A 16,332-nucleotide genomic window follows, 5' to 3' on the forward strand; every position below is an offset into this window, starting at 1 on the left:
CGTCCGACGGAGCGTTCAACGCTGGACATCGTGGTCGGTGCGCTGACGGTTCCCGACCTGGCGGCCGGGGTAGCGGGGTTGCCCAGGATCGCCGCGACGGTGGCCAGCCTCTATTGGTGGCCGCTGCGGTGAAGGTTACGCCCCGGGTCGGCGCCGGACGGGCACGGCACGCCGGTGCCGTCGAGCCTGCGGGCGATGCTGCCGCAGGGCCTCCGCGTGGTGGTGGGCGGCGCGGGCACTGCGGCTCGGGCGTTGAGTTCGATGACCCGCCGGTCGTGGGGTCCGAACGACGGTCGGATGACCGATGCCGCTCGGGGAAGCCGGAGCCCTGGCCACGCAGTTGGTTGCATATGCTGCCGCCGTGCTGCGGGGATTGGACGATGTCGGCTGGGATGAGCTGAGCCATGCATACGGTCAGGCTCTGGATACCGCGGACCTGGTGCGGCAGGTGGGCTCGCCGGACGGGGAGGCCGCGAAAGAGGCGCTTTCTGAGCTGTACGGCAGCATCTTCCACCAGGGCACCGTCTACCCGGCCACGGTCGCGGCCGTGCCGTTCCTGGCCGAGCTGGCGCGGACCGCGCCGCACGGGCGGGCCGAGCTCGTCTGGATGCTCGGGCAACTGGCCGACCGGCGGCACGCGTACGGCGAGGACTTCCCAGATGTACGTGCCGCGGTCGCCACGCAGCTGCCGATGCTGCTGACGCTGCTCGCAGACGGCGACCAGGAGGTACGGGAAGCCGCGGCCTACGCGGCAGCTCAGGCGGGCACGGCAGCCGAACCGCTGTGGCAGCGCTGGCAGACGGAAACCAGCGAGCCGGTGCAGGCGTCGCTCGCGCTGGCGTTGGGCCTGATCGACCCGGCCGCCGCCGGGCCGGTGCTGGCCGAACGGGTCCTACACGCCGCGCCGCGAGTACGGGTGGCCGCCGGGGTTGCGCTCCTGTGCGCCGGGACGCCCTGGCCGCAGGACAGCATCGCTGCGATGGTCTCGGCGATCGACGACGGCGCTACCGTCACATACTGCTGGGCGCCCGGCGGAGACTGGTCCGACGAGCTGATCGTGGCGCCGTCCGCGACGGTCGCGCTCGACCTGCTCCGCCACCTGCTGCAAGCCCGCCAGCCGGAGACGCGCAAGATCGGCCTATGGGCTGCATCGCAACGGTGCGACGCCAGACGCTCCGCGCCGGCGCAAGTTGTTCCGTTGGTCGTGGCCGCGTTACACGACCCAGATCCGGGTGTACGGCATGCTGCCCTCGACACGCTCACCCGAGCCGGCGCGGCAGCCGGACGGTACGCGGATCTGCTGGCCGGTCTCGCCATCGGATACGCGCAGGCGGCGGATTCACCGCCGAGTACCAGGCGGTCGCCGCTCTCACCCGGCTCGGTGATCCCCGCTGGATCGAACCGGTGTGCGCCGCGGCGGCCGCCGGGCACCCAGCGCCGCGGCTGCTCGACCGCGCCCGCTTCACGCCCGCGGTGCTGGCCGCGGTCCGTCGACGCCTGGCCGCTGAGCCGCCCCGAGCCGATGTGTTGGCCGGGGTGCTCGGCCGCTGGCGCGCGGGGGAAGCAGTTCCGGAACTGCTCGCCGCGCTGCCGCACGCGGGGCCGCAGGTGGCGTGGGCGCTGCTGGAGATCGGGCACGACGATCCGGAGGTCGTGCCGCACCTGCGCACACGCGCGGCCCAGGGCTGCGACGCGGCAGCCGCCCTGGCCATCCGGCGTATCACCGGCGACGTGCAGCCGCTGCTGGACCTCATCGACGTGGCCTTGACCGGAGGGCGGCAGTCGCCGCCCGGCACGCGCACATTCGTCAACGAGTTAGGTGAGGCGTTGCGTCCGCTGCTGCCCGCCGCCCGCCCGAGCCCAGCTCACCGGCGCGGCAGCCCGGACGTACCCGCAGCGGGAGGCCCAGATCCTCGCCGCCCGCGTGGTCGCCACCCTCGACGGCGTGCGGCCCGTCCTGGCAACCGTGCGCGCGGTCCTCGCTGCGGGGCAGACCCCGGCCCGATCCGCCGCAGACCTCGTCGCGGACCTGGCGCCGCCCCACCGCGACGCCCTCAGCGAGTTCCACCAGCTCTTACACGATCGGCTCGGAGACCGGTGGAGCCGGGTAGCGGCGGCCCGTGCCCTCGCCCGGCTCGGCATGCCGACCGCGAACCTGACCGCACCGCTCGTCAACGGCGTCACCGACTATGCCGGCCGGTACGGCCTGGCAACGATCCTGGAACTACGCGCCGTCGAGACGATCCCCGGTCTTGAGAAACTCGCCGACGGCGACGACCGCCTTCCCGTCGCCAGCTCCGCCGATGACCTGGTCTGGGCCGACGAACTGCTGACCGAGCGCATCCGCGCAACGATCGCCGCCCTGCGCGACGACTGACCAACCCAGGGACTCCATTCGAACCAGGTGGGTGGCTGTCAGCCGAGCAGGATGGCAGCGCCGACGGCGTCCTTGACCTCTATGCGGGCTGGAAGATCGACTACTCTCCCAGCCGGTACCTCATGACCCAGGTCTGACAGAGGTGATCGAGTGACAAAGACGCGCTTCCGCTACCATCCCGATCCGGTCGCGACCGGGTCGGCCGTCCCGACCGTCGAGGCATGTGATCTGTGCGGGGTTGTGCGCGGCTGGCGGTATGCCGGGCCGATCTACGGCCGCCAGATCGATGTGTTGTGCCTACACTGCATCGATTCAGGTGAGGCGGCGCGGGGGTTGACGGCTGAGGCCGACTGGCCCTGCATGTTCACTGATGCGACCGACGTGCCCCAGGATGTTCCGTTCGCCGTCGTCGAGGAGATCACGCAACGTACACCGGGGTTCGTCTCCTGGCAGCAGCCGAGCTGGCTGTATCACTGCGGCGACGGTGCCGCGTTTCTCGGCGCTGCCGGATACGAGGAGTTGCGCGCCCACCCTGATGCGCTGGAGATGATCCGGGACGATCTGCACCGGCTCGGGTGGTCGACGGATCAGGCCGAGCAGATGCTGCGGCGGATGGATCCGACCGGTGAGCCGACGGCGTACCTGTTTCGGTGCCTGCACTGCGGCGTCCACCTGGCCTCCTGGGATATCGGATGACCGGCGGCTGCAGGGACAGGTGCGCACACGCCAGGGCATCGGCGGATTGATGGGCGGAGTTGGTAGCCAGATGGACGCGGCGTACGTCCGGCGCTGGCGCGAGGACGTCAACGCTTGCCTGGACCGGCTGCTGCCGGGATTTGAAGTCTGCTGTGGTTACCCGGCGGACCGGCATACGGTCGGCGGCCCGGCGAGGGAGGAGGAGCTCGCCTCGCTGGTGGGTATGCACCCGCCCGATGATCTTCTCGTGTGGTACGGGCAGGTGCGCGACGTGAACCTGCCGGACATAGGCAACGGCTACTTCCTTCACGAACCCGGCCTGGTCGCGCGCCGGGATGTGACGTCTGTCCGGGGCCGCTTCACTGCTGATGTGGTGGTGTTCGCCAGTGATGGCGGCGGCACCCTGTTCGCGGTGGAGGCGGTGACCGGCTCGCCGGTGTACCGGCTTCCTGTCGGCGAGATCGCCGCCGGTGTCTACCGCAGCGAAGACCCGCGCTTCGACGTGGTGGCGGAGAATCTGGCCGGTTTTCTCGACCGGCTACGTGACGCCGTCGGGCTCTTCGCCACCACCGGCACAGTCTGCGACCTGTAGAAGCACTTACCGGGTAACGGCGGCGGTTTTCGCCCTCTCCAATGCGCGGTCGCGGCGGCGGTTGGCGGCTGGACCTGACGAAGGTCAGGGGTGGCCCTTGCCGATCGGGTCCTGTGGCGTGGCTGTCCGGGTTCGTAGCGTGGCCGTCGCTCATTGAGACGACGGGAGCGTTTGTGAAGCACAACAGGTGGCTACGGCTCGCAGCAATGGTGTCGACGGTTACCGGGCTGAGCCTTACCGCGGCACCCGGCCCGGCGGCCGCCGCGGACGAGCAGCTCGACACCGCGCGGATCCAGCAGGTCGTGCAGAGTTTCGCCGGTAGGGCGGGGTATCCGGGGATCGCTGTCGCGATCATTCACGGCGACCAGGTCGTCCACGTGGCCGGATACGGGCATGACTCGTCGGGGGCCGCGATGGCCGCCAACACGCCGATGCCGGTGGCATCCGTGAGCAAGTCGTTCACCGCGCTGGCCGTGATGCAGCTGGTGGAGGCCGGAAAGATCGCGCTAGACGCGCCGGCGCAGCAGTATCTTCCATACCTCCAGCTCGCCGACCCGCGCGGGGCACAGATCACCGTACGCGAGCTGCTGAACCACACCTCGGGCATCACCGACCGGACGCTCGCCGAGAAGAGCCTGCCGCAGCCGGACTCGCTCGCCGACGCGGTGCATCGGGCACGGTCGGCGACGCTTGCCACCGACCCCGGCACGAAGTACGCCTACACGAACACCAACTATCACCTCGCCGGCCGGCTGGTCGAGGTCGTCTCCGGCCAGCCGTTCGCCGCCTATCTGCACGACCATGTCTTCGCGCCGCTCGGCATGACCGACAGCACGAGCATCGACCAGACGCCACGGGACCTGCCGTCGCAGGTCCGTGCCGGCTACCTGTACGCGTACGGCGCGACCGTGCCGGTGACCGAGCCGAAGCGGTTCGTCGCCGGCTCCGACGGCGTCATCACCACGGCACAGGACATGGCCCGCTGGCTGATCATGCAGTCGCGCGGCGGTGTGGCCGCCAACGGCACTCGCCTCGTCTCGGCCGCGAGCGCCGCGGCGATGCACATGCGCGGCAGCCCCGGGTCGACCTACGGCATGGGATGGGAACAGGACGGGCACGGCCGGGTACGCCATAACGGGGTCTGGTTCACCTACACGGCGAGCCATCTACTGCTGCCCTCCGGCTGGGGCATCGCCGTGCTCGGGAACAGCGGCCTGGGTCTGGCCAACGAGGGAACCGATCAGCTCGCCGACGCGCTGGCGCTCTTGGTCACCGGCGGGCAGCCGTCGGCGCCCGCCCCGATCCGGCTGGTCACCGACCTTGTGCTGGCCGGGCTGACCCTGCTCAGCGTCGCGCTCGGCGTCCGGCGGCTGCGGCGTACCCGTGCCTGGGCGGCGAAGGCCCGTCGCCGACCGAGGTGGCTGACCGTCCTCCGGCTGCTGCCCCGCGTCGTGCCGGCGTTGCTGCTGGTGGGCCTGCCGGACGCGCTCGGGCTGTGGTACGCCGGCGGCCGCGACATCACCTTCCGGCAGCTCTGTTACGCCGCCCTGCCGCTGGTGCTGTGGGCGGCCGTCGCCGCCGCGATGAACCTTGGCACGCTGGCGACCCGGGTCATGGCGTTGCTCCGGCTCCGGCGTCCAGCCGATGCCGCCACGGTCGCTACGACACTGTCGACTCAGGTCGCGGCAGGACAGCGCCGCTGATCGGCTCGGTGATCCTGAGTCGCTCGGAAGCCATCGCGGCTCGGTCGCTGTGTCGAGTCGGCCCTGACCAGAGGGGATGGCGCTTTCCCGCCGCTGCCTCCAGCCGTTGGTGTGCGGCATAGTGTTCCCGGTCAGTGCCGCAACGAGGGGTTGGAACGGGTGACGAATGCTGCACGGGCTGGGTATCAGCGAGCAGGATGAGGCCGTCTACGTCGAGCTGCTACGGCGACGTCGGGCGACCGTTGCCGAGGTGGCGGAGGTGCTCGCGCTGCCGGCGTCGGCTGCGGCGTCTGTGCTGGCGCGGCTGGTCGCGTTGGGCCTGGTGACCCGCGAGGACGGCGAACTGCACACGGTCGTACCGCCGGACGTCGGGCTCGGCGCCCTGATCGTGCAACGGCAGACCGCGCTGCAGCAGGTCCAGGGCAGGCTGGCCCAGCTGGTGGAGGTGTACCAGACGGGGGCGGCCGCTGCGGTGGGCGAGGTGGAGGCGCTCACGACCCCGGAACAGCTTGCGACGTGGATCGACAACATGGAGCGGGGCGCCCGACGGGAGGTGTTGGCGTTCTTCCGGCCGCCGTACGTGCTGGACGGTGAGCTCGACGTCTCCGTCGAGGTGCCCAGCTACCGGTACGTGTACGAACGTGCCGCCCTCGACGACCCGCGGACCCCGGACGAGATCAGCAGGTTCCTCAAGCACGGCTACGAGATCAGGATCGCCGCGGAACTGCCTAGCAAGATGATCATCGTGGACCGGGCGGCGGTGCTGTTGCCGATGCTGCCCGACCAGACCAGCATCCACCCCGGGTTCCTCCTGGTCCGGGGGCAGGCGCTGGTGCGCCTGCTGGTGGCGCTCTTTGAGCGGGTCTGGCAGACCGCCACGCCGTTGCGGCTCACCGGCGCGGGTGTCACCGAGGGGATGCCGGCCTGGGACGACATCGACGTCACGCTGCTGACGTACCTGCTTTCCGGCATGCCGGACAAGACGGTGGCCAGCCGGCTCGGGACCAGCGAACGTACCGTGCAGCGCCGCATTCAACGGCTGATGAAGCTGGCCGGGACCGACAGCCGGATGCAACTGGCCTGGTACGCCGCCCGGTCCGGACTGATCCCGTCCTGACTGTCGGTGGGGCGGATCGTCCCCCGTCCGCGACGCGGACGGGGGACGATTCTCAAGGTGCGGCGGGGTTACCGCAGTTGGTAGGCGCGGGTCACGGTCTGCTCGACGGTGTTGCCGTCAGCGTCGGTGGCCTGCACCCGCAGGGTGACGAAACCGTTGGTGCCGCGCAGCGCCGGGTTCTTGATGGTGCCCGTGGCGCCGGTGTCGCCGTTGGCGGTGACCGCCGCCTGCTGCCAGGTGGCGCCGTCGTCGTAGGAGACCCACATCTTCGTCTCGGCGATCCGCAGCCCGTCCAGGCCCTGGGGGTAGCGGAAGCCGAGGTGGATGTCGACCGCCGACTGGGCCTGCAGACTGTTGTTCAGGTCGACGTTCAGGCCGTAGTCGATCGAGATCACCGGCAGCCCAGTCGTCTGTTCGCCGTCGCCGTCGTACGCGGAGTGGAACGTCCAGGCGGTGTTGACCTTGGTGGAGGTCGTCCACGCCGGCTGGTTCCGCTGCACCTCCGTCACCAGCCGGTACTGAGCCCGCCCGGGCGTCATCGGGAAGGCCACCTGCGCGGAGGGCGCCGATCCCAGCGACTGGCCGTCGCGGTACACGGTGGTCAGTTCCTTGTCGGCGTTGTGGCGGTACCCGAACAGTTGGCCGGTCGCCTCGTCGAGGAGCCCGACCGGGAGGACCACCCCGGCATCACGGTTGCGGAGGGCACCGCCGGGATGGTTGGCCGTTATCGCGGACCGGACCACCGCCTTGTTCCAGGTCCGGGTCACCCGCTGGCCCGGCTGCAGCACGGTCAGGCCGGTCTGCTGGTAGGCGGGCAGCGCCTCCCATACCGGGGTCGGCGACATGAGCTCGAGCGTCGGCGCGCCGGCGGTGACGTACTCGGTGACGGACCGGGGCAGGGTCATCCGGGCAAAGGTCATGACCAGGAAGGTCTGCTGCGGCCCGATGATGAATCGGCCGTACCCGCCCTCAGTGTTGGGCGTCGAGGCGTGGAAGGCGGCGTCCACGGTGGCCAGTTCCTTGGCACTGACCTGGTAGCTCTGGTCGGGCAGGATGCCCTCCTGGTGCTTGAGCACCTCATAGGTGTACGGGCTGACCGCCGTTCCCTTGAGCTGGATCATGACGTCGCCGTGGACAGCCTGGTCGGCCAGCCGCGCACCCTGCTCACCGGCGAGGGTCATGGCCGGGATCGCGGTTGGCGTCCTCGCGTAGCTGCTGATGCCCCAACCCTCGGGCGCGTCGTTGTAGATGATGATCGCGCTGGCGCCGGCTGCCGCCGCGTTGGCGATCTGCGCCCCGGACGTCAGGTCGTCGCTGCGCCGGACCAAGGCCAGCTTGCCCTTGGCCGCCTTGCCCGCGTAGTCCTGCGGCCGTCCGATGCCGGCGTTCACGACGTGCAGCACATGCGTGCCGTCGAGACGCGCCGAGCCGATCCATCCGTCGACGTACTCCGGCACGATCGGAAAGGCTCCGGGACTGACGATCTGCGCCGACAGCTCCGGCGCGCTCAGCGACCAGCTCAGCCGGTGCGCCAGGTTCTCCTTCTTGAGCTGTGACGGGATCGCGTGCATCCTCGTGTAGCCGTAAGCACCGTCCTGAAGCCCGTAGCCGAGGGACCGGTCGTCCTTCAGCAGCGTCAGCCCCATGAGGGTCCGCTTGGGCTGGCTCGGCTTGGGCGTCTCGACGGTGACCAGGTCGGCCTTGCGTCCGTCGAAGGTGATGGTCCGGTCGGAATCGCGGTGAACCCCCGATTCGGCGCCGTAGACGTAATCCCGCACCTGGTTGTAGTCAGGGGTGAAGCGGTACGTCCCCGACGCGAAGGCGTACTGACCGCGGGGCAGCCGCAGGTCCACGGTGCCCTCGGCGCCGAGGATGAAGTACATGTCGGCGGGCCGGGGCGTGTCCAGGTCGAATACCCACACGACGCTGTAGGTCGAGGCTGGTGCCTTGCCGTCGATGTCCATCAACTTGACGCTGAGGTTGAAGCGCTCGACGTCCTTGACGAACGCGACCGCCGTGGCCACGACCGTCCCGCCGTCGGCGGAGGCGGCGGCGACGTGGGCGCCGTACGCTCCGGACGCCACCGTGCTGGGGTCGAGCGTCACGTTCACGGCGGCGGTGCCATGGGCGGGCACGGTCACCGTGCCGGCGCCCAGCGCCAGCGTCCCGGCCGGCAGGTCGCCGCCAGCGCCCTTCACCGTCAGCGCGAGAGTGACCGCCTGGTCGCCGTCGTTGACGTAGGTAATCGGCTTGACGACCTGGCCGGTCGAGTCCCACTCCTGGTTACCGAAGTCGACCACGCCCGGCCCGGACACCGGCTGCCGCACCGCGCGGCTCACGTCGGTCCGGCCGGCTCCCTGGGCGTACACCGACGTGTCCGGCGTGGTCTTCGCCGTGCTGACCAGGTGATTCTTCAGCCGCTCCGGCGTCCAGTCGGGGTGCCGCTGGGCCAGGATCGCGGCGGCACCGGCCACGTGCGGCGTGGCCATGGAGGTGCCGCTGGCGGAGGTGTAGTGGTCGTCCACCGGCGTGCCCATGGAGGTGCCGGCCGCCCGGGCCGCGACGATCTGCCAGCCCGGCGCGGTGATCTCCGGCTTGAGGCGTCCATCGGTCAACGGACCACGGCTGGAGAAGTAGGTGACCGCATCGGTGTCGTCCACCGCGCCGACGGTCAGGGCCGCCGCGGCAATGCCGGGCGAGCCGACAGTCGTCGCTTCCGGCCCCGAGTTGCCGGCGGCAATGGTGAACAGGGCGCCGGTCTCGGCCGTCAGCTCGTTCACCGCCTCGGCCATCGGGTCGGACGCGTCCTGGACCGTGCCGCCCAGACTCATCGACACAACCTTCGCGCCCGAGTGGGCCGCCCAGTCCATCCCGGCGATGATCTCCGACTCGCCGCCGCTGCCTTCGTCGGACAGCACCTTGCCCACCAGGAGCTTGGCGCCCGGCGCGACACCGCGGTACTTGCCACCGGACGCCGCGCCCGTGCCGGCGATCGTGGCGGCGACGTGGGTGCCGTGCCCGTGCCCGTCCTGAACGGTCTCGCCGGGCACGAAACTCCGGGTGTCGGCGATCTGCCCGACCAGGTCAGGGTGGTTCGGGTCCACTCCGGTGTCCAGCACGGCGACCTTCACGCCCGTGCCGTCGTACCCGGCAGCCCAGGCGTCGGGCGCGCCGATCTGCGGCACGCTCGCGTCGAGCAGGGCGTGCACCTTACCGTCCAGCCAGATGCGCTCGATGCCACCGGAGAGCTTCGCCTTGGGGCCGCGGCCCTTGGCCGTGTCGTCGTCGACGGCCTCCCAGAACGTGGCGGCCTGCTTCTTGTCGGCGGCGACGGCGGCGCCCCGCACGCTGGGCAGGTTCCGCGTCACGCGGCTGCCGGCCGGGGTGGCGGGCGCCGCGGCCTTGGCCGCCGCCTGCTTGGGGTAGCGCACGATCAGAGGGATCGTCGCGCTGTTCGCGTCGTCGTAGCCCTGCGCGATCAGCCCGGTGACGTTGAACAACCGTTGGTCCACCTGGCCGGACGCGAGGAACGGCTGAACCGCCAACGGCACCACATACACGTCGCTGCCGACCGAGTAGCTGCGGAAGAGGCTGTCCGGGCTGTGCGGGTTCACCGTGACCGCCGGCTTGCCGTCCACATTGGTTGCCGTGACCACGTCACCGGTGACGAGAGTGACCTGCTTGGCGGGTGCTGCCGACGCCGGTACGCCGGTGACCCCGGCCACGGGCGCCGGCGGCTGGCCGTACGCGCTGGTGCCGCCAGCCACGACGAGCGTGGCGGCGAGCGTGATACCGAGCAACGTCGGTCTCTTTATTGGCATTGGTCTGGCCTCCTTCTGCCGGTACCAGGGGTCCGTACCGGTGGGGCAAAGCTTCGTTAAGACCGGGGCGGCGCGCTATGGGCTGCCCCTGGCGGACACCAGACATGTCAGGTCGTCGCCATCGATGCCTCGACTGAGATCGAGGCGCGAGGGCGGGGAAATCGGCAGGTCTACGCGCGGGCAACAAACAACGGATTCCCCTGTGCCAACGACGCCAGTTGACCCGAGCCCGCGCCAGGGCGCAGATGGTGTAGCGCAGCGATTTGCCGGCCGGCAGATCGACTTCGACCACCACGGCCCGCTCGTAACCAGCCAGCCAACGATGCGAGCCGGGCGTGCCTTCGGGTTCGGCGGTTGGAGCTGGTTGAGGGTGACGGCTTGCGGGTAGCTGCCGTGGCTCATTGCCTCCAACACGGTCAGTGGCCCCTGCTCCAGCAGGGGCCACTGAGTTATGGCTTACTTGACGAACACTCCGATCCCGTTGGGGAAGGGGCGCTCCCGTCCGTCAGACGGGACGTTGAGGATGTCGTAGTCCGTGGCCGACAGGCTCGGCTTCATGATCATCTCGGTGCTGCCACCGCGGTCGAGCTGGATCGCGTCATCGACACCGAACTGCCGCATCAGTTCCGCGAGTTCAACCAGGTTGACCCCGACCGACACGTCGGAGCGGCCGTCCACTACGGCGAGCGTGAAGGTACGGCCGTCACGGCTGACCCCGGCGGTGGTGCCGGGTGCGAGGTCGGTGCGAAGGCCGGCGACCAGCCAACCGTCCACGAGGGTGGGGAACCCGCCGACCGCCCAGCGCAGCGGCACCTTGCTTGCTGACGTGACCGGGAACCAGCGAACGTTCACCGGGTCACCGACGCTCAGGTTCGCGAGCTCGGCAGCACCGCTCTCGCGCCCGAGCAGTGCGATTTCATCGCTGCCCAGCTGGGCGCTCCCCGCCTCGTCGCTGACCGAGACCACGCGGCCCTTGCGGACGATGACCTCCGTCACGTCTTCCACACATGGGTCCAAGCGGTTCATGTCGCTGCCACAGGTAGCGCGCTTGCGAGTGACGGCCCCCCACTTGGCGTCGTATACGCCAATGCTGTTCTGCGGGAGAGCGAACTGGTTGTAGCCACGGATCCGGGCGCGCACCTTCATGGGCGACCTCACCCAGCCATCGACCGACACCTCGTCCACGCGGCCGCGCCCATCCTCGCTGACACCGATGACCTCCCGACCGGTGGAGCCCGTGGTCATCTTGGGACCGATGCGTTGCGCGGCGGGGACTGCGGCCTTCCGAAACTCGCCGTTCGTGATCTCGGGACCATCGGCTGACTCGGTGGCGAGGCCGGGGTTGTTCTCCCAGTACGCCATGTTGAAGAAGTCAGCGTTGATGGCGGCGAAGGCGCCCTTGTCGCTGGCCATGTCGGTGAGGGTCGTGCCCTGGGCGACCTTGTCGGCGTGGAGCAGTTCCAGCGACGTGCGCGGGTTGCTCAGGTCGACGTTCAGAACGTGACCCTCGGACGAGCCATGCGATGTCGTGACCGTGAACGCCTTGTACTCCACTCCTGGAGCCACCTGCTCGATCTTGGTGTAGTCGATACCCACCGACACGTCGTAGTCACCGGGAACGGGGGCGGCGCTAACAGGTCCGGTGCCAGCCACGCCAGTCACCAGCAGGCCGGTTGTCACGGCGCCCAGGATCCTGGTAAACCTGCGCGTCGATGAAGTCTGCACTTCTGTTCTCCTCAGCTCGGTTGGCCCTACTCGCCTCGAAAGTGGACTGAGACGGAGGGGCGTCAGGGGGTGCTCCTCCGACGGCACATGATCTTTGGATGGCCTGTCCAGCGGACTTCGGTCATGTGATCCGAAAATGAACTATTCGTGCGAGCAGCGGCGAGAGCTCACCGTACGGAGCACTGTGTCCGCGTGAACCGCAGCGGTGAGATTGGCCGCGTCCGCGGAGGTGGTGGCGCCTTCATCCACCACCTCCGCGGACGCGGCCTTCTGAGCCGACACGGGGACAGGGAATGAAAGAGAAACTTGACAAGTACCTAGGGCGTACGGGGAACTGATCCGGGGCTGACGCGCCCGCATAACTGCCACCCTTTGGCCACCACCCTGGCGGGAACACCGGGAACGGCCTCCCTGGGGGACGCCCGCGTCACTCGTCGGCTGCCTGGCAATCACGCGATCTGGTGAGTGGCTCCAGGATCCTCCCACCGGGCCAAGCCCTCAACATCGGCGATTCCATGATGTAACCGGACATCATGGAACAACGTCGGGGCCCTGGGCTGATACGGCACCAGAGAGGCTCCGCCTCGGACCGCCGAAGTGGGTGGTTGGGCTGGTCGGACCGGTGTCGGTGGGCGCAACCTCGCATTCGTAGACGTGGATGCGGAGGTTCGGTCATGGCCTCACGTCCGACGAGAACGAATGCGATCACGGTCAACGACGTGCTCAATGGGCAGAAGCTGCTGGAGATCGACTGCCTGGACCGGGTCTATCTGACCACGTCGGTGCCGAACCTGGTGGCAGGTGGGCAGGTGGTCAGCTTCCTCAACCAGCACGAGGGCATGCCGGTGCCGTCTCCTGCGCTGCTGGAACGCCGCGGGCAGACCTTCCGCCGGGCGGTGATGTCGTTCGCTGAGGCTAACGACATCCCGGTCGTCAGCTTCACCGGCAAGAAGGAGAAGACCCGGCCGGGTGTGCTGGCGGCGCTAAGGCCGTTGGTCTTTGTGTGGGACTCTCGACCAGCCCGGCGCTCCAGCCCGACGCTAATCGCATGGCCCCGCACCTGACGCGGCCGGTCAGGCCGGAGCCGCTTCGCCGATCGCCTGGTCGAGGATTTCCAGGCCGAGGGCCAGTTCCTCTCGCGTTGTGGTGAGGGGTGGTGCGATCCGGAAGGTGCTTCCCATGCCGGGTAGTTGAACGACGTTCATGTGGAGGCCGAGTTCGAGGCAGCGGCGGGTGACGTGGGCGCCGAGGACGTCCGAGCCTTCTCGTGTCTCCCGGTCGAGGACGAGTTCGATCCCCTGCAGCAGGCCGCGCCCCCGTACGTCTCCGACCACGTGGTGCCGGTCCCTGATGTCAAGCAGGCCGGCGCGCAGGAACTCGCCGAGCTTCCGTGCCCGTACGTCCATCTGTTCCTGTTGGAGGATGTCGAGCACGGTGTTGCCGACGGCGGCGACGAGGGGGTCGGACACGTGTGTGGTGTAGAAGAGGTAACCCCGCTCGTGTGCCCGTTGTTCGATCTCTTCGGTCGTGATCACCGCGGCGAGCGGCAGGCCGGCGCCCAGCGTCTTGGACAGCGTGAGGATGTCGGGCACGATGCCGTCGCGTTGGAAGGCGTACCACGTGCCGGTGCGGCACAGGCCGGTCTGCGCCTCGTCGACGATCAGCAGCATGCCGCGCTCTCGGCACTTACGCGCCAGGGCGGCGAAGTAGCCTGGCGGTGGCTCGATGATGCCGCCGGAGCTGAGGACCGGCTCGACGATGCACGCCGCGAGGCTCCCCGACGACTGGGCGTCGACGAGCGCGAAGGCGTAGTCGAGCTGCCGCTGCCAGTCCAACTCGCCGTCGGAGGTGGTGAAGTCGGGGCGGTACGGGTTGGGCGTGGGGATCGCGAAGTTCCCCGGCGGCGTAGGCCCGTAGCCCCGGTGGCCGGCGCTGTACGTCGCGGCGGCCGCGGCGTGCGTCATGCCGTGCCACGACCGGGCGAAGGCGACGATCTCGTGTCTGCCCGTCACGAGCTTGGCCATCCGGATGGCCGCCTCGTTCGACTCGGCGCCGGTCGTCAGCAGCAGCGCCTTCTGCAGCGGCGGGGGGAGGGACTCGGCGAGCCGGCGCGCGAGGTCGACGACCGAGCGCGACAGCATGCCGCTAAACAGGTGATCCAGGCTCGCGATTTCCCGCTGGACCGTGTTGACGATCGCGGGATGACAGTGCCCGAGAATCGCGCTCATCTGACCTGAGGTGAAGTCCAGGATCTGCCGGCCGTCGGCGGTGTACACGAAGCTACCGGCCGCGCGCTCGATGATCTCGGGCGTGAACGAAGCGCCGTAGCGCACCAGATGGCGGTCGACGTCGGACCAGAACTGCTCGGCAGCGCTCTGCTCAGTAGTCAGTGTCATACAGCTCACGTTAGGACCGTTCGTAGTGCACGAAAAGCTGAAGTTTCTGGCTACGCTGTGCGGAAATCCTGCACAGGGGGTCCTGATGCGGCTGAACACCGTACGGCTGGAGATGCTGAGCCTGCTGGACGGCCTCGGCACCATGCGGGCGGTCGCCGCGGCCCTGCACATGAGTCCATCGGCAGTGTCAGCGCAGCTGGCAGTCCTGGAGGCGGAGACCCACACCGAACTCCTCCGGCGGACCGGCCGCCGCGTACAGCTCACGGCTGCCGGCCAGGTGCTCGCCCGGCACGCCCGCATCATCCTCGACCAGATCAAGGCCGCCGAGGCCGACTTGCAGGGCCTCTCCGGACAACCGACGGGGCCGGTACGCCTCGCGGCCTTCTCCAGCGCCATCCGCGCCGTCGTCATTCCACTCGCCGCGCGGCTCCGCGAGGCGCATCCACGGATCGATCTTGAGGTCGCCGAACTCGACCCGCAGGCCAGCCACCCGGCCCTGCGCCGCGGCGACTACGACATCATCGTGACCGCGGACTTCATCGACGGGTCCCTGCCGCTGCATCCTGACGTGCACACGATCCCTCTGCTCACCGACGCCATCGTGCTCGTGGCGCCGCAGTCGCCGGCCGCATCGGACGTACCGGCAGATCTGGCCGACTTCGCCGAGGCGGCCTGGTCCATCGACATGCCCGGCACCTACCTGTCCAACCTGGTGACGAGCACCTGCCGGCAGGCCGGCTTCGAGCCGATCGTGGCCGGCCGCTTCGCCAGCTACGAGCTGCTGCTGGCACACGTCGAGGCCGGCCTGTCCGTGTCGCTCCTGCCGGAGCTGGCCGTGGACCGCCGCTACCGCGTCGCCGCCCGCCCGCTGCGCCGACCGTTGACCCGGCAGGTCTACGCGGCAGTGCGCAGCCGATCGACGCTCACCGCCGCGAGCCAGATTGTCCTGGACGAACTCCGCGCCCTCTCCACGACGTTCGCTCACGACCGGGTTCCAATTGGGTGACCCCGCTGTGGCGGACCGCGCAGACGGCGTACCTCCTGCTCGGGCTGGTCGTCGCGGCCGTCGTGGTCGCGGGCCTGCGACCAGACTCCGGGGGTGGCACGGTGAACCTGCGCCCCGGTGGCGGGATCCACGACGCATGGGACAACATCAACCGGGCGCTCGGGATTGTCAACATCGTCGGAAGGTCGGCGATGTTCGTCCCCGTGGGATGGCTGCTGCGCGTGGTGCTGCCGCAGGGGGCGGGCGGTCGCGGCGGCTGCGGGCCTGTCGCTGCTCATCGAGCTCGGCCAGTTGCTGTTGTGCCGCGTCGCCGATGTCGACGACGTCATGCTCAACTCGTGCGGGTGCGCCCTGGGCGTTGGGATCGCCGCCGGGCTCACCCGGCTTCGTGCGCGGGCCTCGTAGCGGCCCCGAAGCCCGGCTTTCGGCGCCCAGAAACCCGGCTTTCGGCCGGTGGGCGACCGGCAGCGGAAGGTTCGGTGAATTGGGCCGACTTGAGTTGCCCGGTGTGGAGCGAGCACTGCAGGGTTGGGAAACGATCGCCGTTCCCCCCACGACGGAAGTGCTTGCCTGTGCGTCTACTGGCGTACCTTGCCGCCCTTGTTGCCGTGTTCCTCGTCGCCGCTCCGGCGCAGGCGCACGTTCGCGCGACCTCGGTCGCGGTCGACCTGCGCAGCCAGGGCGACGGCGTCGCGGCTGTCGTCGACGTGGAGTACGACGTCCTCGCCCGGCTGCTGAGTCTCGACGGTGCCCTGAGAGCCAGTCCGGAAACTGGATCACCGCTGGTAGCGGGCGAGGCGTCGGTTCATGATGATGATCATTGACCATTGGACGAACGCCGCATGGTGGTCGGGTTTCCGTTCGTAGTCGCGCACCGTGCGTCGGTAGCGGCTGATCCA

The 16,332-nt window shown here is 69.4% G+C and carries 12 protein-coding genes; 9 read left to right on the forward strand and 3 right to left on the reverse strand.

The features are described from left to right. Positions 1-361 precede the first annotated feature (361 nt). The 6 genes from FXF52_RS32695 to FXF52_RS32715 all read left to right on the forward strand — a co-directional run bounded on the left by FXF52_RS32695 (position 362) and on the right by FXF52_RS32715 (position 6,485). Positions 362-1,768, forward strand: a complete 1,407-nt coding sequence (locus FXF52_RS32695; protein ID WP_255472574.1) for a hypothetical protein — start codon at positions 362-364, stop codon at positions 1,766-1,768. Positions 1,769-1,819: 51 nt separating this feature from the next. Further along, positions 1,820-2,377: a hypothetical protein gene (locus FXF52_RS43460; RefSeq protein ID WP_255472575.1), complete on the forward strand. Its 558-nt coding sequence runs from the start codon at positions 1,820-1,822 to the stop codon at positions 2,375-2,377. A gap of 150 nt (positions 2,378-2,527) precedes the next feature. After that, positions 2,528-3,073: a CbrC family protein gene (locus tag FXF52_RS32700; RefSeq protein WP_148802897.1), complete on the forward strand. Its 546-nt coding sequence runs from the start codon at positions 2,528-2,530 to the stop codon at positions 3,071-3,073. A gap of 70 nt (positions 3,074-3,143) precedes the next feature. Next, the gene (locus FXF52_RS32705) at positions 3,144-3,665 is read left to right on the forward strand and encodes a hypothetical protein (protein WP_148802899.1); all 522 of its coding nucleotides are present in this window, start codon (positions 3,144-3,146) and stop codon (positions 3,663-3,665) included. Positions 3,666-3,838: 173 nt separating this feature from the next. Beyond that, on the forward strand, positions 3,839-5,368 hold the full coding sequence (locus FXF52_RS32710; RefSeq protein WP_255472576.1) for a serine hydrolase: 1,530 nt from the start codon (positions 3,839-3,841) through the stop codon (positions 5,366-5,368). Positions 5,369-5,534: 166 nt separating this feature from the next. Beyond that, a complete protein-coding gene (locus FXF52_RS32715; protein ID WP_148802900.1) occupies positions 5,535-6,485 on the forward strand; it encodes a helix-turn-helix domain-containing protein in 951 nt (316 codons plus the stop codon). 68 nt (positions 6,486-6,553) lie between these two features. Here the strand turns inward: FXF52_RS32715 and FXF52_RS32720 are convergent, their stop codons facing one another. Together FXF52_RS32720 and FXF52_RS32725 are read right to left on the reverse strand one after the other, a co-directional pair. After that, the gene (locus tag FXF52_RS32720; protein WP_148802902.1) at positions 6,554-10,306 is read right to left on the reverse strand and encodes a S8 family serine peptidase; all 3,753 of its coding nucleotides are present in this window, start codon (positions 10,304-10,306) and stop codon (positions 6,554-6,556) included. A gap of 456 nt (positions 10,307-10,762) precedes the next feature. Then, positions 10,763-11,986 carry a phosphodiester glycosidase family protein gene (locus FXF52_RS32725; protein ID WP_148802904.1) on the reverse strand — a complete coding sequence of 408 codons (1,224 nt, stop codon included), beginning with the start codon at positions 11,984-11,986 and terminating at the stop codon, positions 10,763-10,765. 719 nt (positions 11,987-12,705) lie between these two features. Between FXF52_RS32725 and FXF52_RS32730 the strand changes: the two genes are divergently transcribed. Then, complete coding sequence (locus FXF52_RS32730) at positions 12,706-13,095, forward strand: hypothetical protein (protein ID WP_148802906.1); 390 nt, start codon at positions 12,706-12,708, stop codon at positions 13,093-13,095. 9 nt (positions 13,096-13,104) lie between these two features. Here FXF52_RS32730 and FXF52_RS32735 read toward each other — a convergent pair whose 3' ends face one another. Then, positions 13,105-14,526 (reverse strand): aspartate aminotransferase family protein, encoded by a 1,422-nt coding sequence (locus FXF52_RS32735; protein ID WP_255472577.1) that lies wholly within the window; start codon positions 14,524-14,526, stop codon positions 13,105-13,107. Between FXF52_RS32735 and FXF52_RS32740 the strand changes: the two genes are divergently transcribed. Continuing rightward, positions 14,513-15,433, forward strand: a complete 921-nt coding sequence (locus FXF52_RS32740) for a LysR family transcriptional regulator (protein WP_148802908.1) — start codon at positions 14,513-14,515, stop codon at positions 15,431-15,433. The two genes, FXF52_RS32735 and FXF52_RS32740, sit on opposite strands and share 14 nt — an antisense overlap. 117 nt (positions 15,434-15,550) lie before the next feature. Next, positions 15,551-15,838, forward strand: a complete 288-nt coding sequence (locus FXF52_RS44240; protein WP_148802910.1) for a VanZ family protein — start codon at positions 15,551-15,553, stop codon at positions 15,836-15,838. The last annotated feature ends 494 nt before the right edge of the window (positions 15,839-16,332 follow it).

It is taken from the genome of Micromonospora sp. MP36, assembly GCF_008119785.1.
Classification (GTDB): domain Bacteria; phylum Actinomycetota; class Actinomycetes; order Mycobacteriales; family Micromonosporaceae; genus Micromonospora.

Excerpts from the sequence above, each read along its gene's own strand:
- FXF52_RS32705 (WP_148802899.1), top strand. The coding sequence starts at position 3,144 with ATGGACGCGGCGTACGTCCGGCGCTGGCGCGAGGACGTCAACGCTTGC.
- FXF52_RS32715 (WP_148802900.1), top strand. The coding sequence starts at position 5,535 with ATGCTGCACGGGCTGGGTATCAGCGAGCAGGATGAGGCCGTCTACGTC.
- FXF52_RS32720 (WP_148802902.1), bottom strand. The coding sequence starts at position 10,306 with ATGCCAATAAAGAGACCGACGTTGCTCGGTATCACGCTCGCCGCCACG.
- FXF52_RS32730 (WP_148802906.1), top strand. The coding sequence starts at position 12,706 with ATGGCCTCACGTCCGACGAGAACGAATGCGATCACGGTCAACGACGTG.
- FXF52_RS32740 (WP_148802908.1), top strand. The coding sequence starts at position 14,513 with ATGCGGCTGAACACCGTACGGCTGGAGATGCTGAGCCTGCTGGACGGC.